The sequence below is a fragment of the Hallerella sp. genome (genome assembly GCF_022776125.1).
Lineage (GTDB): Bacteria > Fibrobacterota > Fibrobacteria > Fibrobacterales > Fibrobacteraceae > Hallerella > Hallerella succinigenes.
Genome location: NZ_JALFIA010000063.1, coordinates 16,066 through 36,721 on the forward strand (window position 1 = coordinate 16,066; position 20,656 = coordinate 36,721).

Sequence of the window (20,656 nt, forward strand, 5' to 3'; positions counted from 1 at the left end):
CTTAATTAGCCTTTTCTGCGTCGCTCTTTTGTTGATCTTGTTTATCCTTTTCACGGATCGAGGCGCGGCGGATCTTGCCGCTGATCGTTTTAGGAAGTTCCGTCACGAAGTCGATGATGCGCGGGCTCTTGTAAGAGGCGGCCACCTTCTTGGTGAAAAGCTGGATGTCCTTGGCGAGTTCCTTTGATGCATTGAAGCCCTTTTGCAAAACGATCGTCGCCTTGATCGCCTGTCCACGGGAAGGATCTTCTACGCCGGTCACGGCGACTTCCATCACCGCTGGATGCTTGAGCAGCACTTCTTCCACTTCGAAGGGGCTGATGCGATAACCGGAGCTCTTGATCAGGTCATCGGTACGACCGATGAACCAGCAGTAGCCATCCTTGTCACGCCAAGCGGTATCGCCTGTGTGATACACGCCGCCTTCAAAGACTTTTTCGGTGCGTTCCGGATCTTTGTAATAGCCGCCGAACATGCCGAACGGTTTTCCGCCGTCGATCTTGATGATGATTTCGCCGACTTCCTCGTCGTCACAAGGAGTGCCGTCCGGACGGACGATTTCAATACGGTATCCCGGCGACGGCTTTCCCATAGAACCTGGATGCGGATCCATCCATGGGTAGTTGCCTTCGGAAAGGGTGACTTCCGTTTGACCGTAACCTTCGCGTAGACGGTGGCCGGTCTTTTCGAACCAACGATTGTAAATGTCCACGTTCAGGGCTTCACCAGCGGTCACGCAGTAGGTGAGGCTTGAAAGGTCGTACTTGGAAATGTCGTGCTGGAGCAGGTAGCGGTAAACCGTCGGCGGTGCGCAGAACGTGGTAATCTTGTAATCCGCCATCTTTTCGAGCAGCTTGCCCGGGATAAAGGTGTTCATGTCATAGGTGAACACGGCACTGCCTGCGAGCCACTGACCGTAGATCTTTCCCCACAGAGCCTTTGCCCAGCCGGTTTCGGCCACGGTCAGGTGACGTCCGCCGTCGACCACATTCTGCCAGTACTTTGCCGTCACGATGTGACCGAGCGGGTAGGTGAACGTGTGGGCGACCATCTTCGGATTGCTGGAGGTTCCACTGGTGAAGTAGATGACCATGATGTCATCGTTCTTGATTTCGTTTTCGCCGGTCGGACGTTCGAACTTGGACGAGCAAATTTCGTAATCGTCGTAAAAAGATGTCCAACCTTGGCGCGGCTGACCGACAGCGACAAGCGTTTCCACGGATGGAGATTTGGCGCGGGCGGTTTCAATTTCTTTCTGCATTGCCGGGTCATCGTAGGCGACGACCATCTTGATTTCGGCGGCGTTAAAGCGGTATTCGAGGTCTGCGGCAGAGAGCATGTTCGTCGCCGGAACGGCGATCGCGCCAATGCGGTGCAGAGCGAGAAGGAAGAACCAGAATTCATAGCGGCGGCGGAGCATCAACTGGACGCGGTCGCCTTTCTGGATTCCGTGCATCTTCAAGAAATTTGCTGTACGCTTGGAAGCGAGCGAAAGGTCCTTGAAGGTGAAAATGTGCTTTTCATCGTTATCATCGCACCAGACGAGAGCTTCTTTCTTCGGGTCTTTCTCGGCGTAAACATCGACGACGTCATAGGCGAAGTTGAAGTTATCAGGGACATTGATCTTGAAGTGAGTGTAGAGATCTTCGTAAGAAGTGTAATCTACACGGTCGATAAAGTTTAAGAGAAGATGCATAGTTAAACCTGTGCAGACTGAAGATTAGAGATCCCGGTAGAAGATTTTTTCACGCTTCGACATCGCGTAGCGGATGAGGTTCATCACGCGGTTTTCGCCGATGGAAGTGAAGTCCACATGGTGGATGGTCAGACGCGGAGTTCCGATTGGAGCCTGGATTGTGAGACAGGCGGAAGTCTGAGCCACGCCGAGGGAAATATCCGGAAGGCCTGCAAAGCTGATGCCGAAGGAAAGGAACTTTTCTGTATTTTCTTGTTGATGGACCTGCTTTTCGGCGTTTTCGGTAGCCGCTTCGCCCATTGCTTCTTCGTCGGTTTCGTCATCTTCGTTCACGGAAACGATCAGTTCGCTTTTCTTGTAAATCGTCGTGCGATCTTCGTAAGTCTTGAACTTGGCAAGAATTTGATCCTTTAAATAGTTGTTGTCATACCAGGCGGGCGGAACATAGCCGATTGGGAGTTCTTCCTGTCCGAGTGCGTGCCAGAGGGCGATCGAACGGTCGAGGAGCGCCTGGGATTCTTCTTCGTTCAAGCCTGCAAATTCGGCGACGTTGTTCGAGAACATGAGAGCGCTCTTACCGAAGACGGAACGTTCCTTGCTGAGGTTAGCCGCATGACGTGCACCGTGGAGCAAAAGTTCATGACCGCTGGCCTTGAGCTTTTCGATGGATTCGCAAAAGCGTTCGCGTTCTTCTTCCGGGACCGCTCCGATCGACGGAACAACTGCAATAGAAATGGGGGATCCCACGACTTTCGTGATCTTTTCGATTTGGACAAGAGCGCTTTCAAAGTTCTTGATGTTATAGTCGTGGTAGCACAGAATGAATCTTTTGCCTTTGTAGCTTTCTGCTTCTGCGGCAGAAATGTCGGCAATGTCTTTATTGAGTTCCATTGCGTTTCTCCTATTAAAGTGGTGCGTAAAATAGAAAAAGCCGTGGGCGGGCTTGCCACGACTAAAAGCTGAGTTCGCTTATGAATGAGACTTCGTCCTGCTTCTTCCCTACGACAATAATTCGATTTTCTGCGGATTTCGTCATAAAAAGTTCCAAGGTTTCTCCGTAAAGCGCTTCCTTGGAATAATTGATTCGAAAATCAATAAGCGGTTTCGTGGCGAATTCATCGGGTAATGAGTTTATGATGAAAGCCGCGTAGTAAGCGTTGTCCGTATGATTATTGCTATCGAGATGGGAACGACGAATGGTCTCTTCGCCGACTTTTTCCATGTTTTCCGGCTCGATGATTTTCCCGCAGTGGAGGGTTTCCGGTTTTTCGAGCGGAACCGTGTTCAGCTTACGGAATTTTTCAATAGCCTTGGTCGGCAAGATCTTTCGGGTATCAAAAGCGGTAATCATCCATTTGGAAACACCCGAAATCAACGGATTCCCTTCGGAATCCAGAACCTTATAGATGCGATTGAACTGGAAGGAATCCGACTTGTCTTCGGCGGTGATGAATTCAATTCGATCGTCGAGTTTCGGCATTTGATAAAAGTGGAAGGCGCTTCGGACGACAACACGGGCGATGTTGTGCTGGTTCAAAAATTCTATAGGCGTACCGCGCAAGCGGATGTCTTCTGTCGAAAGGTCTGTCGTCAGCCGTAAAAAATCAAACAGCATCATCTTTCCGTCGGGGCCGCACTGCGTAAAAGGAACGCGCATCTCGGCGTGGAAAGTGAAACCGTCTTCATCATACCACCGGTTGAAATTTTCGGTCAATCCCATGTCCGCAAAATAAAAAAATGGACTGTCTTCGGGTAGAAAAACGGTCCTTTTTTTGAGAATGGCGAAATTTGTAAAATTTCGGTCATTTAAACGAGATTTTTAGAAACCGATGCCCAAGTGAAACAGGTGATTTCCATCGAGAACAGGGCTTGAAGCGTAGGCGTAATCGAACTGGAATCGTCCAAAAACGATGCCCAAACCGGCAGAAATTCCGCTATCCGTTTTGTCGCGGTAGGCGTAACCAGCGCGGAATGCGAGACTCTTTTTATAGAGCAGTTCACCGCCGAAGCGCCATTCCGGATTATAGTCAGCACGGCGGTATGCATCGGCATGGACGGCAATATCAAAAATCTCGAGAATCGGATGGGAACCGGTGATGCCTGCCTGCAAAGCCATCGGAGCGGATTCTTCTTCGCTTTCGTATTCCGAAACCCAACCGAAGTTCGTCACGGTCGCGCCAAAGGTAATGTATCGATTGAGCTTAAAGCTTGCACCGCCATCGGCAAGGACTGCGATAGCCGTAGAATTGTCGATTGTCTGCGAAGCGAATCTTGCGGAAATGGCCCAGTTAAAGATGGACGGCTTGCTTCCGATGCCGAGCTGGACAGCCCAAGCCATCGCACCGTAGTCTTCTAGCTTAAAGCCTTCTGCGTCACGGCCTTCGATATCGCCGTAGCCCAGGTATTCGACCGCCGCACTGGTATTTGCATATTCAAAAGGAAGTCCAAAGTAGACGGAGGTGAGCTTCGCATCGACATTGCTCGAAAAGACGATGTGTCCGATACCGGCTTGAGCCGAATTCGAAGATGTCGTGGCGAGAGGGTTGCGTGAAACTTCCGAAAATCCCTGCGGAGTTGCGACTCCTGCACCGGCAAGGGCTGCAGAACGCGGCGACGTGGGCATGGAAAGGAACTTCATCGTCGTGCCGCCTTCGTCTACATTCCAATATTTTCCTCCTGCAAACGAAAGGGAGCAGGCGCAAAGAACGGTCGAAATGGCGAGATGTTTGAAGTTCATGAGTCTAAACATATAAAATTTAGGCTTTCCAACCCTGCATAATGGCGAGAACCTTTCCCTTGAGTTCTTCGGCTCGGGCAGCGGTATCGCTTTCGATGTAGCAGCGGAGTTCCGGAGCGTTGCCGCTCGGACGCAGGTGAATGATGTCGCCCTGGTCAAAGGTCATGCGGTAGCCGTCAGTCGAATCTTCGGCGACGAGCTTTCCGACGAGTTTTCCAAAATACTTTTCACCGAGCTTCTTTTCGGCGATTTCGGCGACTTTCGCCTTGCTCTTTTCGGTCGGGAATTCTTTGACGCGGTCGCTTGCGGTAAAGCGCTTCGGAAGACTCTTGAACAGATCTTCAACGCCGGTGAGTTCCTTGCGGGCTCGAACGAGGATGGCGAGCTGCGGAAGCAGGGCGTCGCGGGTCGCGAGAGCCTTGAGGGTCTTGCCGTCCAAGGTGATGTCCGTTTCGAGAAGGAATCCTCCGTTGGCTTCGTAGCCTGCGACGGTTTTACCTTCGCCGTCGAGTTCCTGCATGCCGGCGATGACGTACGGACTTCCGATGCGGGTGCGGAGAGTTTTATCGAAAAGTCCACATTTTTCAAGAGCCGTATTGCAGCTCACCGGAGTTGCTATGCGTTCAATGCCAAGAGATGCGGCGGCGAGAATGCCGAGGACGTCCCCACGGACCCACTTGCCGGTCGCGTCTGCAAAGAGCGGGCGGTCGCTGTCGCCATCGGTGCTGATAATTGCGTCAAGGCCTTCCTTTGCCCATTGGATGCCGAGTTCAATGTCTTCCGGACGAACCGCTTCGGTGTCGACTGGGATGAACGTTTCGGAACGTCCGAGCGGCTTGACGTAAGCGCCGAGCTTTGTCAGAATGTCCGTGATGATGTCGCGGCCCACTGCGGAATGTTGGTACATACCGATGGTGAAGCCGGAAAGAGCCTTTTCGCCGAAGAAGGCGATGTAGCGGTTTGTGTAGTCTTCACGGGCGGTCGGGTCTTCTGCTGGAAGGGTGGCCGGGGACTTGAGCATGCCCTTGTCGAACTTGGAATCTTCGACTTCGAAGGATTCGGCTCGGATGCCCGTTTCGTCTTTCTTCGAAATTTCACCCTTCGGGTGGTTAAACTTGATGCCGTTGCGGTCGGCTGGAATATGGCTTCCGGTGACCATGATGGACGGGAGAGCCTTTTCGATCCCGTAAAGGGCGATCGCCGGGCTCGGAATGCGTCCGCTGTAAATGACCTTCCAATCCATATCGATGGCGGCCGTCGCGAGAGCCTGTAGAATGCGACCCGTGCTCGGGCGTAAATCGCCTGCAATTGCAACCGTCTTTTCGGACGGGTAATTCTTTTCGCAGTAGGCGAGGAATGCGTGGGTGTAGCTGTAGCACACGAGGTCCGTCATTTTGGAAACGAGACCGCGGGCGCCACTCGTACCGAAGCCGACGCCGCTCGAATTCATCATGTCGTTTACGGAAATCTTCATGCTTGAAATATATTAAAAGCAAAAGAAAGGCTGCCCGAAGCGATACCGAAATGACGCCCGGGCAGCCCGGCTTTTGGGGATTTAAGTCGAATTAGACAAATACTTGGAGGATTTGCCTTGCATCATCGCCTTCGACAATACGGATTTCTCCGACGGGGGCGTAAGAAAAATCGCTGTATTCCGAAAGCTGGAGAGCCGCAAAACGGTGATCCTTGGAAGCTAGAAGATACAAGCTGAATTTTCCGTTTTCGGAAGCTTTCAGCTTATGATTGCAAAGTGCAGAAAGTTCAGTACTGGGTGCAAAAAGAATTTGTTCCACAAGAGCGCCTTCCGCAGGGTCGTATTCGAGGTAAGTTTTGCTGATGGGAGATGCTGTTGGTTTATAAATGACCTTTGTCAGTAAACCGAAGAACTTTGTTGAAATTTGAATGTTGGAATTTTTAGCGAGCGCATTCTGCATCGCGAGTTCATTTTCTTGCATGATGTTCTCTTTTTAAAAGGTGTATTTTGGCGCATACGCGCAAAAAGAATTCCGTCTTTTAACGGGACTTCTTTAGAGGATTTTTTAGAAAGAGAATGTTTTCAACAGAGAATGCGTTCGAGAGCGAAGATGTAGTAAGCCTTTGGGGTGCAGTAGGAATCCTGCGACGTGGGCTTGCGGTCTTCTTTCTTCAAGAAGACGCGTTTTTCGTTCCAGGTGAAAAGATTGTGCTGAAAAACGGTGTGACGACCGTCGGTTTGCGAATTTGGGTGAAGGCGTTGGCCGCGGAAAAAAGTCTGCGGAATCGTTCTGCGCGTGTCAAGAATGGCGGCTGCAGAAGCGAAATTGTCAGGGCTGGAAATGGAAGCGTCTTCGGAAAAATCCGTCTGGACGTAATTTGAATTCGAAGGTCTCGGTGCCTGGGATGAGACGGCGAGGGCATGGAATCCTAACGCAAGGGCAAATAATAAACTTGCGAAAAATAGAATTGCATTTTGCGACTGTCGTTTCATGGCTTCTTTAATATATCTAAATTTACAGCATGGATAGAGATCGTCGACGCCGCTTTGGCCAAAATTTTTTGGATGTGGAGACTGCGAACCTGCTTGCCTCGGATATTCCGCTGTCTGCGGGTGACTCCATTCTAGAAATCGGTCCGGGCCATGGATCCCTGACGGAACCTTTGCTCGCTCAGGGCGTTCCGGTAACGGCTGTCGAAATCGACGAGGAATGTGTCGCCTATCTCAAGGACAAGTTCGCCGGCTATTCGAATTTCCATATTGTGAACCAGGACATTCTCCGTTTCCCGATCGACGAATGGCTTAAAGAAAATCCGAAGCCTTGGCTTGCGGGGAATTTGCCGTACAACATCTCCACGGGCATCGTCGCAAAAGTGATGCCGTTACTGAAAAAGACGCACGGTTTTATGTGCATGGTCCAGTATGAAGTTGCGGAACGGTTCTGTGCAGAACCGCATTCCCGAAACTATGGAAGCCTTTCCGTCTGGATCCGTGCTCATGCGACGGGAAAGATGCTTCGCAAGATCGGCCCCGAACACTTTACGCCGAAACCGAACGTAGATAGCGCCACGGTGCTTCTCACGCCGCGCCCCGATCCGCTTGATGCTCCGCTGGATTTTTTTGATTTTGTCCAAGACGCTTTTTCGCAAAAGCGCAAGGTCATCACGAATTCGCTTTCTTGCCGTTACGAAAAAGCGAAAATTGCGCAGGCGCTTGAACGTTGCGAATTTGCTCCGACGACGCGTGCAGAAGAACTTTCGCCCGAAGAACTTTTGAAGCTTTACGAAGTTTTGAAGTCCAACTAGGCCATTCCTGGAATGAGAGGCTTTTTCTCCGGGTAAAAAATGTGTATTTTGAAAGAAAAGGAATCGTTATGAAAAAAATCGTTCTCGCTTTTTTAACTGTTGTCATGGCTTGCGTTTTTGTCGCTTGCGGTCCGTCGGCTTTGGAAATCAAGGAAATGTCTTCCGACTGCGAGTTCAATGTGGAAATTCGCTATGTACCGGATGATTCGATTGCAATCTTGATGGGCAACGCTCTTTACGTCGCCACGTCGCAGCTTGTTTCTGGAAACCTTTACCCGCTTTCGATCAGCACGCGTTCCGATATCGACAGTCGTGCTCCGACGGACGTGGTGAATTCCGATGAAGAATTCGCCGCATACATCAACCGTCGCATTCCGGGAGTCATGAATTTTGGCATCGTCGTCGATGATAATTCTGCAAATGAAATCGGTTTTGAAAAGGAAACCGCTGTGAAAATGTTCCAGGACTTCTTCAAAAAGTCTTATCCGGGAGCCAAGTCCGTCTACTTCTCTTCTCGAAACGGGGAACTCGTCAGCGCGAAAAAACTGGATTAAACGATGTTAGGCATTCAACAAAAGAAAGGGGATCCCGAAAAGCTTTGCGGTCGCTTGGTGGTGTATGCAAAAATCATCCCGTCGGCGTCCAAAGATCAGAACGAGGGACCGATCCCGTTTGCTTCGATGGTTCGAAATGGCATTCTCGCTGTGCGCGGGGAATTCGAAAAGATCAACAGCATAAAACGTTTTTTGCAGCATGAAGATGGAGCTTCTTCCGTGGATAAGGGTATTTCTGATATAATCGAACATATTAAGGAATCCGGCGGAGAACTTCCCGAAGGCTTGGACGTGGATTCATTCAAGGATCGCCTGGAAGAACTTTCGAGCATGGAAATCATTCCGGTCCCGGCGAAAATCATGTTCTACGATAACGAAGAAGAAATCCTCGAAGAGAACGCGGACATTTATTACATCGGCGAATTCTCCGGAATGAGCCAGGCGCACCTCTGCATCACGAGCCTTCCGATCTTTTACCAGGCGAAGTTCCGTGAACAGCAGAATGCAGAAGAGCAGTCCTACATTAACGAACTGCTTTCGCAGATAGAATCGGACGGCCTTGTTACGAACAAGCCGGAAACGGGTGAATTCTTGCCGGGCAACGGCAACCTCGTCACGTTCGTCGGCAATCTGCAGGAACTTTTGGAACGTCAGGTGGTGCCGTACCTTTTGTACCAGGCTGCCGACGAAGAACAGTTCTCGACAAACCTCGACCGCTTTTATGCGTTTATGGCTCCGTACAAGAATCAGCGTGATGTGCAGCTGATTGGGGAAACGCTCCGCCGTTTGCGTGTAAACGAAAACGATGTGAAGGAACGTTTCCGCCTGGAACTGCTCTGCCGCAAGGTCGGCGCGATGTACCACGAAAAATTCGAACAGGTTCCGGAAATTCAAAAAAAACTTTCGGAGCTGGACTTGTGAAAAAACTTGTTGTCATCGCAACTGGAAACGCTGGCAAGGTTCGCGAATTTTCCAAGGCATTTGAAAATTCCGATCCGAACTTGGAATTCAAAACACAGAAGGAAGTCGGCTTCTCTATCGACGTAGAAGAAAACGGTTCCTCCTTTCAAGAAAACGCTCGAATCAAAGCTTTGGCGGTTGCCGAATTCTTAAAGTCAAAGCAGATTTCGGCGACGGTCATCGCGGATGATTCCGGTTTGGAAGTCAAGGCTCTTGACGGTGCTCCGGGCATTCACAGTGCCCGCTTTGCTGGGGAACATGGAAATTCCCGTGCAAACAATGAAAAACTTTTACGAGAACTTTCGGACGCATCCGATCGTTCCGCACGATTCGTCTGTCACTTGTGCATTGTGCATGTGAATGGAAAAATCGATGATGTGGAAGGGGAATGCCCGGGAAAAATCATCGAGGAATTTCGCGGAGAGGAAGGCTTTGGTTACGATCCGCTTTTTGTGGCGAATGGAAAAACGCAGACTTTTGCAGAAATGTCTCTCGAAGAAAAACAGGCTTTGAGCCATCGCGGTCATGCGATAGAAATCCTCAAGTCTCGAAAGATTCTTTCGGAGCGTTAAGTTTTGGAAAAAGAGATGTTGAAAAAGATTCTTGATTTCGACGAAAGATTTTCCCGTTATCTCTACTCGCATCGCTTTTCCGCGAAAACGGACAAATGGTTGCGCCTTTATACGCGTCTGGGAGATGGCTATGTTTGGGCGTTGATTATCATTTTGATTCTGGTGTTTCACGGTCCGATGATCCTTGCGGAAGTTCTTGCTATGGTTTTTCCTTCGCTCGTGGCGTCCCTTGCGCTGTACTGGACTCTGAAACTTTCGACCAAGCGTCCGCGTCCTTTTGTGGCGATTCCGGAATTCAAGGCTTTGGTTCCGCCTCTCGACAAGTACAGCTTTCCGTCTGGTCATACGATGAATAACCTCGCGATTGCGACGACTGTGCTTTTGACGGTTCCGGCAGCCGGGGCTGTGATGATTGCTCTGCCGCTTACGTGGGGATTTCTCCGCGTGTATTTCGGAGTGCATTGGCTGACGGATGTCATCGGAGGCTTTATACTTGGCGTTGCGAGTTTTGCCATTGGACATCTGGTCTGGGTCTTCGCCCTTTCACCGCTCGTTTCAGGATATTTCCAGGGATGAGTTTTTTATCGGCAGAACAGGTTCTGTGCTGTATTGCGCCGGGTGAACGCGTCACCTTGTTGCTGCGCCATGCGGAACGTCGCCATATTACCGCTCAAGACGCGGACCACGGCGCTCATGTGCCGCTCACCGAAAAAGGCGGCGAACAGGCTTTTGCCGCGGGCAAGGAACTTTCTGTTTTGAACGGTCCGTATTTCTTCGGATCGAGTCCTGTTTTTCGCTGTCGGCAGACCGCGGCCTTCATTGCAGAGGCCTGTGGAGCTTCGGAATATGCAGTTCCCGAAAAAGTGGCGCCTTTACAGCCTCTTGCCGAGTTCTACGTATCTGATTTTGAAGAATATATGCGCCATTTGCGTGAAGGTTTTTATCCGGCGATCTGCAAATGGGTCGCGGACGGGCGACTTTCGGGATTTACTCCGGTTAAAGAAGGCTCAGAAGCCCTCCTCAAGTTCGTTTTGGAACATTCGACGGGAAATTTTAACGTGTTTTGCACGCATGATGCTTGGGTTGTGCCGTTTCTTTCGCATTTTACCGACGTCAGCTTTAACCCAAACCGTTGGTTGAACTTCCTTTCGGGTGCAGCGATTCTGTATAAACCGGAAAATCCACTTGAAACGGCAAAAATATTACCGATCAAGTTTATCCGTGACGGATATCTCGTCTTCTCGGATTGGGAAGCGAATAATAAAACACAAATCTAATCGGAAAAATCCCTTTAAAAAGCTTAAAGGTCCCTGCTTACGCAGAAACCTTTAAGAGCGGGAAGGGCGAGATTCGAACTCGCGATAGGAAAACTCCTATACGTCCTTAGCAGGGACGCGCCTTCGGCCAACTCGGCCACCTTCCCTAATTCGGGGGTTCACAATTCTAGATATTTTTCGGTGAAATTTCAAGTTCAAATTTTGAAAAAGCCACGATTAGCTATTTTTTTCCCTGATTCAGCTCCGGAAAATGCTATGAAATTCTTGAAAACCCTCTTAAAAATCGCAGTCGCGTTTTTCGTTGTCGGGATTCTGTGCCTGATTCCCCTCTATATTATTGTATTCCGTGTCCTACCGACCAAGGATCCGGACGGTATTTTTAACCGTCATTACATCCTTTCGGAGCTTTCGGGGGAATCCCGCGTGTATTACCGCGACGGGGAACGCCTTTTGGGTTCATTTTTCGATGTGAACCACCGTATTTATGTACCTTATGGGGAAATTCCGGAAAATATCGTGAATGCTCTCGTGGCGGCAGAAGATGCCCGCTATTTTGAGCATGGCGGTTTTGACATTACGGGCTTTTCCCGTGCAATGGTAAACAATATCCGCGCCGGACGCTTGCAGCAGGGCGGTTCCACGCTTACCCAGCAGACGGTCAAAAATATTTACGGGCGTGAAGAACGGAGCATCAAGGCGAAGTGGAAGGAATTGATCAATGCTCTTCGCATGGAAAAGCATTTTTCGAAAGAAGAAATTCTCGAATTCTACCTGAACCAGTTCCACGTTTCCGGTACGGGTAAGGGTGTGGCGATTGCCGCCCAGTATTTCTTCAACAAGGATCTTCAGGAATTGACTCTGGCGGAATGCGCGTTTATCGCGGGCTCCGTCAAAGGTCCTTTCAATTACGATCCGTTCATTCAGCGTAATCAACAGCGCAGAGACCGCGCGCTCGAACGTGGCAAGGCTCGTTTGAATTATGTGCTCGGCCGCATGGTCGAGGAAGATTACATCACCCAGGAACAGATGGATTCGGCGCTTGCAAAGCCTCTTGAATTCAACCATGGAAATTTCCGATTTTCGCTTTCGACACAGCTGGAACGCATTGAAGAAAAGTTCGATTCCGATTTCTACCAGGCTCTCTTTGAAAAAGAAGGCATTTCGGACTGGCGCAAGGCGCAGTTGCAGATCGTGACGACTCTCGATGCGGATTACCAGATGGCGGCAAAGCGTGCCGTGCAGAATAACATTTCGAACTTGCAGGTGAAGCTCGGCGGTTTTGTTCTGCCGAAGTCCGATCTTCCGAACCGCGCCGCTTTTGCCCGTACCGGCGACTACCTGTACGGCGCGGTGGATTCGGTGAATTACGATGGAAAGGGAAACCTTTCGGACATCTATCTGTCTTTTGGTCAGTTGCACGGACATGTCGGTGCTGCGGACTTGGCGGATCTTGGCAAACGGATGAATGCGGATGTAAAAACGGTTCTTTCTCCGCGTCTTGCCAAGGGTTCCGTGTTGCTCGTGAGTGTGAAGGATTCGGTCAAGGTGAACGGAGCTGTTCCGTGCCTCGTCGAAACGGAACCGGTTCTACAGGGGGCGCTGGTCGCGTTGCAGAACGGAGAAGTCGTGGCGAGCCAGGCGGGTTTCCACAATACGGGCTATGACCGGTCCTTTAAGGCGAAGAGACAGCTCGGTTCGAGCTGGAAACCTCTTTTGTATGCGGCGGCTCTGAATTACCACTGGCACTATCTGGATGAACTTGAAAATGAGTTCAACCTGTTCCAGTATGAAAATGAATTTTACTTCCCGCGACCCGATCATAAGAACAAGGGCGAAACGGTCAGCATTCTGTGGGCTGCGGTCCGTTCGGAAAACATTTCGAGCATCTGGCTTTTGGACCATCTTCTCGATAAGGTATCAATCGAAGAATTCGCTGGGATCGCTGCCGATGCAGGATACTTAAAGCGTGACGACGAATCCTTTGACGATTACCGCAAGCGTCTTCGCGACAAGCACGGCTTGTATCTGAACGAAATCGCTAAGCAGGAAATCGAGTTTTCCAAGGCGCAGAAAGCCCTTTACGAAAAGTTGCTTTACGAAAATCGCCCGGCCGCTGCCCGTGCTCTTCGCAATATGTTCTACGGTAGAAATGTCGAAAACGGCAAGAAAAAATATCGCAAGATTCAAAAGGAATACTTCGCCTATTTCAATCACAACTTCTTGCACTATCTCGCCATTCTTAAAGACCGCGACTTAAAGGCGCTTAATCCAGAAGAGCCGACAGCCACGACAACCCTTACCGACGAAGAAGTTTACCCGGGCTTGAACCTTTCGGATATTCGCCGCTTGAATGGAATGATGGGCATTCCGCGCGAAGACATCGATTATTCGAAGGTGGAAGAACTGTTCTATTGGCCCGACTTTAGACGCTCCGTCGCCATGGCGGCGTTTGCCAGGTTCGCCGAGGAAATCGGCATTCACGGAAAGCTTCGTGAAGTGCTGTCCATGCCTCTCGGCGTGAATGAAATTCCGCTCGCCGAAATGACGACCGCTTACCAGACGCTTCTCACGGGCAACCTTTACAAGTGCGCCGATGGCGAATGGAACGAACCCTGCCTCATCCAGGAAATTCGTGATCGCGACGGACATCGCATCTTTGAAAATTCCATTGAAACGAAAAAAGTCCTTTCCGATACGATCACAGAACAGATGGCGGTCATGCTCCACGCGGTCTTCCAATACGGTACCGCTCGCAGCCAGTATCAGAACCTCACCATGCGTTCTCCGTCGGGCGACAATACGCTTCTCTATCCGGCCTTTGGAAAAACGGGTACGACAAACGATTACCGCAACGTGGCGTTCCTCGGAGCAATTCCGACTTTCGTTCCGCAAAAGAACGGCTTCGGTTTGGATTCGGTCATCGCCATCGGGAGTTATGTGGGCTTTGACGACAACCGCCCGCTGAAATCCGGCAGAACGCGCATTGCAGGTTCTTCGGGCGGTCTTCCGCAATGGGCGGACTTTGCAAAGAAGGTGGTTGAAGTTCGCAAGGAAAACGAAAAGGTGGACTTCCTCGACATTTCAATGCTTGCGAAAGGGACGATTCCGCTTCGCTTGGGAACGGAACGCGGCGAAGTTCAGGTGCATCCGATGACAGGTCTTCCTGTTTATGCGGCAACGGAATCGGCCCGCAGCATTCCGCTGCTCGATGTGCCGGGCTACATGTCTCCGGTTCAGATGGAAACTGCAGCGGCGACCGCGGCGAATACGGGAATTGTAACGTCTCTTTCCATGCCGAGCTTTGCGCCGGAAGTTTTGCCTGCTCAGAATGTCCCTGTTCCAAAGGAAGAAGACGAATTTGAACTTCCCGCAGACTTTACAGGCGACAATGCTTTTGTTCCTATCGAACCGGGAGAATTTTAATTTATGCATTTGACAAAGCGTTTTTCGACCATTCTCTGCACGGGCGTTCTCTTTTTGATGGCTTGCGTAGGAACGACTCCGCAAACCGTACCGCAGTCCGACCCGCAACCGACCTCGGAAACTGTTTTGCAAACAGCTCCGAAAAAAGATTCTTCCGAATCTTCCGTCGCATCCGATAAAAACACGGAAGCCTTCGCCCCGGTTGCGCCTGCCAATGAACCGATGACGCTTGAAACAGAACCGATGGCGCCTGAAACAAAACCGATGACGCCTGAAACAGAACCGATGGCGCTTGCAAATGCTGTGCCGGATATCTACGTGGAAATTCCAAGGCTCGCCCAAAAGGCGTTGACCCGAGCGGATTCTTTTTACGCAGCGGGAAATTTAGATTCAGCGGCAGCGATTGTCGAACGTTTTTCCGTATTGAATCCGCTGTGGAAGGAATGGCAATCCCAGGCAAAATCGATTGGAGAAAAAGTGCGCAGTGGGTATTCGAAAAAGGATGCGGACTTGCAACAGTTTTTAATCGCCATGGTGAATGCGAACTCGCGTCGCGCTCCTTATGCAGAAGTCAAGGCTCTTGCCGACACGATTTGCGCAAGCACTCCGAGCGATTCTATTCGTCGCATTGTCGATTCTCTTTCGCGAATCGCTTACGTTCGCACGTTTGAAAAAGTCAAATCCAGCCGTGATGAAGCTCTGACTCTTGCCGGCGAAAAGGCAGCCTTCGATGCCGCCGAACAAAAACTTTCCGATTTGATTCTCCGTTATTCGGATTTTGTCGATACGCTTGGACTTCAAAATGCACTGCTTAAAATTTCTTCCTTGCGCATGGATGAATCGAGTTCGTCCGCCGAATATTGGAAGACTCACGATCCTAAAAAATCTTTGGAAGAAGCAAAACATCTTTCCGCGAACAAAAAGTGGTCCGCCGCCAAAGAAATTCTCTTTAAGCTCAAATCGAGCAGTCTCCGTGGAGAAGCCCTGCGCGAACTGGATGCTGTGTACGTAGGTTACTGCACCGAAAAGCGCAAGCTCACGGCAACGCTATTTGCACAATCCCAAAACAAAAAGGCAAACAAGGTCGATATAATTTCCAAAGCGATCGCGGAACTCGACGATTGCCTTGAATTCGCCCCAGAATATAAAGACCGTGCCACGGTTCTTTCGAATAAGCAATTCTTGCAATCGGAACTCTCCAAATGATATTCGGTTATGAATGGTATCTCTACGTTGCCTTTTTCTTCGTCGGTATTTTGGCAAGTGCTATTAACAGCATTGCAGGCGGCGGCAGTACCATTAGCCTTCCCATCATGATTTTCCTCGGCCTTCCGCCAACCGTGGCGAATGGCACGAACCGCATCGGACTTTTCCTCGGAAATTTGACGTCGGCGCTTAACATGTGCAAGCATGGGCTCTTAAACAAGGAGATTTATTTTCGCCTTCTTTGGCCGACTCTGGTCGGTTCATTGTTCGGCATCTTCTTTCTAGCGAAGTTGAACGACAAAGTTTTTCAGGGAATCCTTTCCTTGGCAATTCTTTTGGTGGTCATCATGGGGCAGCTTAAAAGGGATTTCTTGGGAAAGCCTCCTGCAACGCCTCCCGAAAAAATGTCCTTGCCGGCCTTTCTCGGTTTTTTTGCGATCTCGATTTACGGTTGCATTATTCAGGTCGGTGTAGGATTTCTTCAAATTTTTTCGCTTTCCCGTTATACGGGTCTCGACCTGTTGCATGTGAATGCAATCAAAAATGCGCTGACTTCTACATTCCTGTTTGTGAGTACCTTGGGTCTGATTCTGATCGGCAAGGTAGAATGGGGACTTGCGATTTGCGTTTCTGCGGGCTCTATTTTGGGAGGGCTTCTCGGCAGCCGTCTGCAGCGTAAAAAGGGAAATGTCTTTGTTAAGCGCTTTATTTCGGTGTCGAGCCTCGTGATCGCGACCGTTTTGCTGAAAGATTTGTTCGTTTAAGGCGTTCCCGCGCGATTTTAAGCGTTTTATACGATCTTGCCCATTTTCTACACGAAAATTGGTACAAATTCACCCGAATCGAAAAGCTTTATGTAAACTTTTAATATGTTTTCGTCGAAAACGCTTTCTCGAGATTAAATTGAAATTTTGGTTATTTGGTGGGTGAAAAGGAGATGTTGGGATGAGATTGTATGTATGGGTCTGGGCGCTTGCCCTGATGACCTTTTCGTCAGCGTTTGGCGCTGTGACGTTTTATGTTTCCGTTTCGGAAGAGTGGGCAGAAAATGGGAATTTATATCTTGCTTTCTCGGGTAGTAACAAGAAATATACTCTAACGGAAGATGCGAGTGGCTATTATACAGCTACTTATAATAATTCCATCGGTGGAAACAAAACGGTTACGGTTTACAGTGGCTCCGATTATTCGCAATCCTATTCGCTCTCCGCATTATCGGACGAAAGCGTTATTTATTTGACTGTAGATGCGTATGGCAAAATAATGGCTTTTGCGGGTGAGGCTCCGTCATCTTCGGGTTCCAGCGGATCTTCCGCTTCGGGAGGACTCTCCAATCAAAAGATCATCCGTTTTTTAGATCCGTGGACAAGCACTACTCCGAGCATTGTTTATAATGGTGCAAAGGATACTTTAAAAATGACTGCGGTCAAAGATACCTGCGGCTGGTACGAAGCGATGATTTCTGCAGATTACATGGATGTCATCTTTATCCAGACAGTAGGCCCGGAAATTTTTACTGCCGCGGGTGCGACTATGGGCGATCAGATTGTGCTCGACAGCATTGCAGGGATCAGTGATGTCGTCTGGATTAACACGAAAAGCGGCGTTCCGGTTCTCTATTCGGCTTATCCCAAAGTTTTGGGCGATTGCCCGTCGCGCAAGCTTTCTGTTACTCTGTATGACTGGCTGGACGGTTCAGGCACAACAAATGCCGTTGCAGATACGGGTACGAGTCTAGACTTCGGTAAGCATAATAATGAAGGCAAGTGCGATAAGGTCGCCAAGGGAATGGTGAAAACGGAACTCGGCTCAAACGGTCTTCCTGTTCGCAATGACGAGGATTTCCCGGAAAACTGTAAAGCTTCGGATCACATCAACCATTGGTTCCTTCCGGATACGCTTGCGGTGGTGGATGGCAGTATTTATACGAATGCGACTTGCCGCGATATTACGATTATTCTCGAAGATACAACTGGACTTTGGCTAGGCCAGATTAACAAAAATTATTCCACTACTGATTGTGCGGGCTGTAATAAAGGTGGCGCATTTCTTCTCGATGATTTCCAGTACTTGGATGAAGCCCAGACCATAAAAAATCCTTATTATGATAAATTAAACGGTAGCGGAGGCGATCACAACTTCGGTTTCACGATGAAGGTTCATGCGGAATTCACCTATGTGGAAGGCCAGTATTTTGACTTCTACGGTGATGATGATGTTTGGGTCTTTATCGATAATCGTTTGGCGGTGGATATCGGCGGTGTTCATAACCAGCAGCCAGGTGCAGTCAACTTGGACACGATGGGGCTCACACCGGGTGAAACTTATACCTTCGACATGTTCTATGCTGAACGCAAACAGTCGGAAAGTAACTTCCGCATGCGCACATCCATGGATCTTCACACGTCCATCAAGTATTACAGTATGCGCGATTACAGCTCGACTTCGGGCGGCAAGGCCTACACGATTTGGCAGAATATCAAAACGACGGGCCTTGCCTGTGATTATTCTGCAACAGCAGAAGATGAACCGGCTGCGTCCCTCTTCCGCTTGTACGGTGGAAATCTTCCGGCAGAAGGTGTTTCGCTTGATACCGCTGGATCGTATTACGGAGGCATCATCATCAATTCGACGATGAGTGGTTTCGCTATCGATACGACTGCTATCACGGGCCTCGTTCCGGGAACCTATACTTTTGAATTTACGTCGCAGGCGAATGAAGCTGCGAGCAAGACGATGACGTTCACGGTTCCTGAACCGGCAATCGATGTTCCGGATATCGCCATCGCATTTGCGGATTCCGAGTACAATGTAATCGATGCAGATACGGCAACGCTTGGTGAATGGGCAAGCATCATGTATCCGGTCTATGTCGCTTTGACGTATGACACTTTGCTTTCAACGGACCTCTTCTTGAATGCTTCAACTTCGAAGCTCATCTTTCTCGATGAAGAAGGAAACCGTGTCTCCACCGTCAAGATGGTAAAAGGTCAGGCGAAGTTCTTTGTGATGGCTCAGGAAGCAGTGGATAATGCGTCATTCATGGTGCAGGCTTCTGCCGTGGAAAACCTCTTGGTTTGGAGCGGTATTACGCTCAAAGAACCTCCTGTGCCAAAGATCGAAACAGCTGGCATGTATGACCGCAATGGTGATGGTATCGGAGACAGCATTTATGTGAAGTTCTCTTACGCTCCTGATAGAGAAGATGCTCCGGATTCTCTGTACTGGGTCTTCCGTGATACTTCTTCGAGCAAGTTCAGTTCTTTTGAACGTGTCGATAACGAATCGGTGAGCCTTACAAGTGATGCGTTCACATCTGGAATCTTCACGGGCCTTGCTTCTGTTGCTTATAGCGGTAGCATTTCCGCGTACTATACGTATGACGGGGATGTGTTCCGTTTGGATGGAATTCTCGATGATCACGTCGGCGAAATTCTTACGGGAGCTTCTCTCTCCGTGGAAGATGATATCTCTGTGCTGACGCTTAGTATCAGTGAAGCGCTTGCCGACAGTCAAACGGTGAATCTTCCGCAGGCGTTTGAATTCAAACGTTGGCGCTCGGGCACTCTTTCCATGGGAGTCGTTGAAGCGAGCTATAGTGTTAGATCCGCTCCGGATCGAGTTCAGCTGTATTACCACGTCCTTGCAGGAGATGCTCCGGAACCGGGTGACAGCGTCCGCTTTGTTCCAAGTCTCGCCATGGATATGTCGGGCAATACAGCACACGAAAATAATCCGTGGGTCCGTGTCACGGGTGGTGGTGCTGTATCCGTCGCATCGACTGAAGTGGTTTCGCTTACACCGGAAACTGCTCCTTCTGAAAAATCTCCGACCGTTGAAACAATTGCCGTTGCTGCAGGGAGATCTGCCGAAGAAGTGGCGGTTGCTACCGGACGCCACGGGCAGCTGGTTTCCTTTGATGGAATTCTCGGCGCTTTGGAAGATGTGAATTCGAATCTCAAAGAAGGAGAAAAAGCGTACACGGTCGATGACATTGAAATCGAGTACGAAACGTATTACTTCACAAACCTCGGCGAGTATGTGAATTCCGCATACGGAACGATCAATTGTTCTGACGCCATTTTCTCGGGGGATTGCACCACGGGCAAAAAGGCTTTGTTCCTCGCCTGGAATATGCGTAGCAGTTCGGGACGTCTCGTGGGAACAGGCGCTTACGTTGTTCGCTTAGATGTTCGAATGCTCGTCGGCAACCGTGTCCTTAAGAAGACAACGGAAAATGTCTGGGGCGTCAGAAGATCGGTCGGCCTTCTTCGCTAAACAAGAAATCCCTTGGATCATGCCTTGGCCCGCACAACGTGGAATTGCAGGTGTCGTATCGTGTTTGCCCCCAAAATTCAGGGGGCAAGTTTTTACGGAGAAGGCGGGCTTGAAACAGGCGCGATACGCCGCAGGCTCTGCGTGGTCCCTGCCCGGCAAGACGCGGCCCTTTCTGCCTGACCGTCCGTGTGAGTACAAACGAACGGGAAGTGAATTTGTTGCAAAATGACGGGAAGGCTCCAATCCCCCGGGAAGCCCTGCGCGAAAGATTTTAGGACAAAGCCCTATGGGACAGGGGACGGGACGCGGCTCGAGGCAGAGGACGGCCCCGTCTACGGGAACGGCGTCGAGGACGGCATCGCGGTAGAGATGGGGGTAGAGATGGGGGTCAGACAGCGCATCAAAGGAGGGGGGGGGCGCCTCCGAGGGGCGCCTTCGGACGGTCCCGGAGCGGTTTCGAGAGGCCTCCGGGACTGCATTTTCGGGGGGATCGAAAAAAAATGGCGGCGAAAAAGGAAGAAATGCGTGGATTGATTGTGGACAATATGGAAATATGCGGTTTTTTGACGGCGTTTAGACGGCAAACAGGCGTTGTAAGAAAAAAAAACGAGGAAATTCGCAGAAATCTGCGCAGGAACCCCTTGACGAATCCGTGGGGATTTCTATAATTGGCC

The 20,656-nt window shown here is 50.0% G+C and carries 17 protein-coding genes and 1 tRNA gene; 10 read left to right on the forward strand and 8 right to left on the reverse strand.

What is annotated here, in order from left to right; genetic code table 11:
* Position 1: 1 nt before the first annotated feature.
* The 7 genes from MR847_RS07940 to MR847_RS07970 form a co-directional block, all read right to left on the reverse strand.
* Positions 2-1,696, reverse strand: coding sequence for an AMP-binding protein (locus MR847_RS07940; RefSeq protein WP_287723460.1), 1,695 nt, complete (start codon positions 1,694-1,696; stop codon positions 2-4).
* A 24-nt stretch (positions 1,697-1,720) separates the two neighbouring features.
* Positions 1,721-2,587 (reverse strand): DUF2334 domain-containing protein, encoded by an 867-nt coding sequence (locus MR847_RS07945; RefSeq protein ID WP_100425390.1) that lies wholly within the window; start codon positions 2,585-2,587, stop codon positions 1,721-1,723.
* A gap of 61 nt (positions 2,588-2,648) precedes the next feature.
* Positions 2,649-3,416, reverse strand: coding sequence for an acyl-ACP thioesterase domain-containing protein (locus MR847_RS07950; protein WP_106520187.1), 768 nt, complete (start codon positions 3,414-3,416; stop codon positions 2,649-2,651).
* Between the two features lie 99 nt (positions 3,417-3,515).
* A complete protein-coding gene (locus MR847_RS07955; protein ID WP_287723461.1) occupies positions 3,516-4,433 on the reverse strand; it encodes a PorV/PorQ family protein in 918 nt (305 codons plus the stop codon).
* A 19-nt stretch (positions 4,434-4,452) separates the two neighbouring features.
* Positions 4,453-5,907, reverse strand: coding sequence for a phosphomannomutase (locus MR847_RS07960; protein WP_287723462.1), 1,455 nt, complete (start codon positions 5,905-5,907; stop codon positions 4,453-4,455).
* Between the two features lie 91 nt (positions 5,908-5,998).
* Entirely contained in the window at positions 5,999-6,388 is a 390-nt protein-coding gene (locus MR847_RS07965) for a hypothetical protein (RefSeq protein WP_106520189.1), read from the reverse strand.
* A gap of 101 nt (positions 6,389-6,489) precedes the next feature.
* Positions 6,490-6,900, reverse strand: coding sequence for a DUF8440 family protein (locus tag MR847_RS07970; RefSeq protein ID WP_277000622.1), 411 nt, complete (start codon positions 6,898-6,900; stop codon positions 6,490-6,492).
* Between the two features lie 29 nt (positions 6,901-6,929).
* Here MR847_RS07970 and rsmA point away from each other — a divergent pair, with 29 nt between their 5' ends.
* The 6 genes from rsmA (at position 6,930) to MR847_RS08000 (ending at position 11,075) form a co-directional block, all read left to right on the forward strand.
* Positions 6,930-7,712 (forward strand): 16S rRNA (adenine(1518)-N(6)/adenine(1519)-N(6))-dimethyltransferase RsmA, encoded by a 783-nt coding sequence (rsmA, locus tag MR847_RS07975; RefSeq protein ID WP_100425396.1) that lies wholly within the window; start codon positions 6,930-6,932, stop codon positions 7,710-7,712.
* A 68-nt stretch (positions 7,713-7,780) separates the two neighbouring features.
* Positions 7,781-8,266, forward strand: a complete 486-nt coding sequence (locus MR847_RS07980; protein WP_287723463.1) for a hypothetical protein — start codon at positions 7,781-7,783, stop codon at positions 8,264-8,266.
* Positions 8,267-8,269: 3 nt separating this feature from the next.
* The gene (locus MR847_RS07985; protein ID WP_287723464.1) at positions 8,270-9,187 is read left to right on the forward strand and encodes a hypothetical protein; all 918 of its coding nucleotides are present in this window, start codon (positions 8,270-8,272) and stop codon (positions 9,185-9,187) included.
* Positions 9,184-9,798, forward strand: a complete 615-nt coding sequence (rdgB, locus tag MR847_RS07990; protein WP_100425399.1) for an RdgB/HAM1 family non-canonical purine NTP pyrophosphatase — start codon at positions 9,184-9,186, stop codon at positions 9,796-9,798. The genes MR847_RS07985 and rdgB overlap by 4 nt, the downstream gene beginning before the upstream one ends.
* A 15-nt stretch (positions 9,799-9,813) precedes the next feature.
* Positions 9,814-10,374: a phosphatase PAP2 family protein gene (locus tag MR847_RS07995; RefSeq protein WP_100426786.1), complete on the forward strand. Its 561-nt coding sequence runs from the start codon at positions 9,814-9,816 to the stop codon at positions 10,372-10,374.
* Positions 10,371-11,075: a histidine phosphatase family protein gene (locus MR847_RS08000; protein ID WP_287723465.1), complete on the forward strand. Its 705-nt coding sequence runs from the start codon at positions 10,371-10,373 to the stop codon at positions 11,073-11,075. The genes MR847_RS07995 and MR847_RS08000 overlap by 4 nt, the downstream gene beginning before the upstream one ends.
* 58 nt (positions 11,076-11,133) lie before the next feature.
* Here the strand turns inward: MR847_RS08000 and MR847_RS08005 are convergent.
* Positions 11,134-11,221: transfer RNA gene (locus MR847_RS08005), tRNA-Ser, on the reverse strand.
* Positions 11,222-11,330: 109 nt separating this feature from the next.
* Here MR847_RS08005 and MR847_RS08010 point away from each other — a divergent pair.
* The 4 genes from MR847_RS08010 (at position 11,331) to MR847_RS08025 (ending at position 19,982) form a co-directional block, all read left to right on the forward strand.
* Positions 11,331-14,498 (forward strand): transglycosylase domain-containing protein, encoded by a 3,168-nt coding sequence (locus MR847_RS08010; protein ID WP_287723466.1) that lies wholly within the window; start codon positions 11,331-11,333, stop codon positions 14,496-14,498.
* Positions 14,499-14,501: 3 nt separating this feature from the next.
* On the forward strand, positions 14,502-15,704 hold the full coding sequence (locus tag MR847_RS08015; RefSeq protein WP_287723467.1) for a hypothetical protein: 1,203 nt from the start codon (positions 14,502-14,504) through the stop codon (positions 15,702-15,704).
* A complete protein-coding gene (locus tag MR847_RS08020; RefSeq protein ID WP_277000652.1) occupies positions 15,701-16,468 on the forward strand; it encodes a sulfite exporter TauE/SafE family protein in 768 nt (255 codons plus the stop codon). Before MR847_RS08015 ends, MR847_RS08020 begins: the two co-directional genes overlap by 4 nt.
* 181 nt (positions 16,469-16,649) lie before the next feature.
* A complete protein-coding gene (locus tag MR847_RS08025; protein WP_287723468.1) occupies positions 16,650-19,982 on the forward strand; it encodes a fibro-slime domain-containing protein in 3,333 nt (1,110 codons plus the stop codon).
* Positions 19,983-20,656: the final 674 nt, after the last annotated feature.

What these genes read in the sequence shown, in the direction of transcription:
- MR847_RS08020 (WP_277000652.1), top strand. Translation starts at nt 15,701, where the DNA reads ATGATATTCGGTTATGAATGGTATCTCTACGTTGCCTTTTTCTTCGTC.
- MR847_RS08015 (WP_287723467.1), top strand. Translation starts at nt 14,502, where the DNA reads ATGCATTTGACAAAGCGTTTTTCGACCATTCTCTGCACGGGCGTTCTC.
- MR847_RS07980 (WP_287723463.1), top strand. Translation starts at nt 7,781, where the DNA reads ATGAAAAAAATCGTTCTCGCTTTTTTAACTGTTGTCATGGCTTGCGTT.
- MR847_RS07950 (WP_106520187.1), bottom strand. Translation starts at nt 3,416, where the DNA reads ATGGGATTGACCGAAAATTTCAACCGGTGGTATGATGAAGACGGTTTC.
- MR847_RS08000 (WP_287723465.1), top strand. Translation starts at nt 10,371, where the DNA reads ATGAGTTTTTTATCGGCAGAACAGGTTCTGTGCTGTATTGCGCCGGGT.
- MR847_RS07955 (WP_287723461.1), bottom strand. Translation starts at nt 4,433, where the DNA reads ATGAACTTCAAACATCTCGCCATTTCGACCGTTCTTTGCGCCTGCTCC.
- rsmA (WP_100425396.1), top strand. Translation starts at nt 6,930, where the DNA reads ATGGATAGAGATCGTCGACGCCGCTTTGGCCAAAATTTTTTGGATGTG.
- MR847_RS07940 (WP_287723460.1), bottom strand. Translation starts at nt 1,696, where the DNA reads ATGCATCTTCTCTTAAACTTTATCGACCGTGTAGATTACACTTCTTAC.
- MR847_RS07995 (WP_100426786.1), top strand. Translation starts at nt 9,814, where the DNA reads ATGTTGAAAAAGATTCTTGATTTCGACGAAAGATTTTCCCGTTATCTC.
- MR847_RS07985 (WP_287723464.1), top strand. Translation starts at nt 8,270, where the DNA reads ATGTTAGGCATTCAACAAAAGAAAGGGGATCCCGAAAAGCTTTGCGGT.
- MR847_RS07970 (WP_277000622.1), bottom strand. Translation starts at nt 6,900, where the DNA reads ATGAAACGACAGTCGCAAAATGCAATTCTATTTTTCGCAAGTTTATTA.
- MR847_RS07965 (WP_106520189.1), bottom strand. Translation starts at nt 6,388, where the DNA reads ATGCAAGAAAATGAACTCGCGATGCAGAATGCGCTCGCTAAAAATTCC.
- MR847_RS07960 (WP_287723462.1), bottom strand. Translation starts at nt 5,907, where the DNA reads ATGAAGATTTCCGTAAACGACATGATGAATTCGAGCGGCGTCGGCTTC.
- MR847_RS08010 (WP_287723466.1), top strand. Translation starts at nt 11,331, where the DNA reads ATGAAATTCTTGAAAACCCTCTTAAAAATCGCAGTCGCGTTTTTCGTT.
- MR847_RS07945 (WP_100425390.1), bottom strand. Translation starts at nt 2,587, where the DNA reads ATGGAACTCAATAAAGACATTGCCGACATTTCTGCCGCAGAAGCAGAA.
- MR847_RS08025 (WP_287723468.1), top strand. Translation starts at nt 16,650, where the DNA reads ATGAGATTGTATGTATGGGTCTGGGCGCTTGCCCTGATGACCTTTTCG.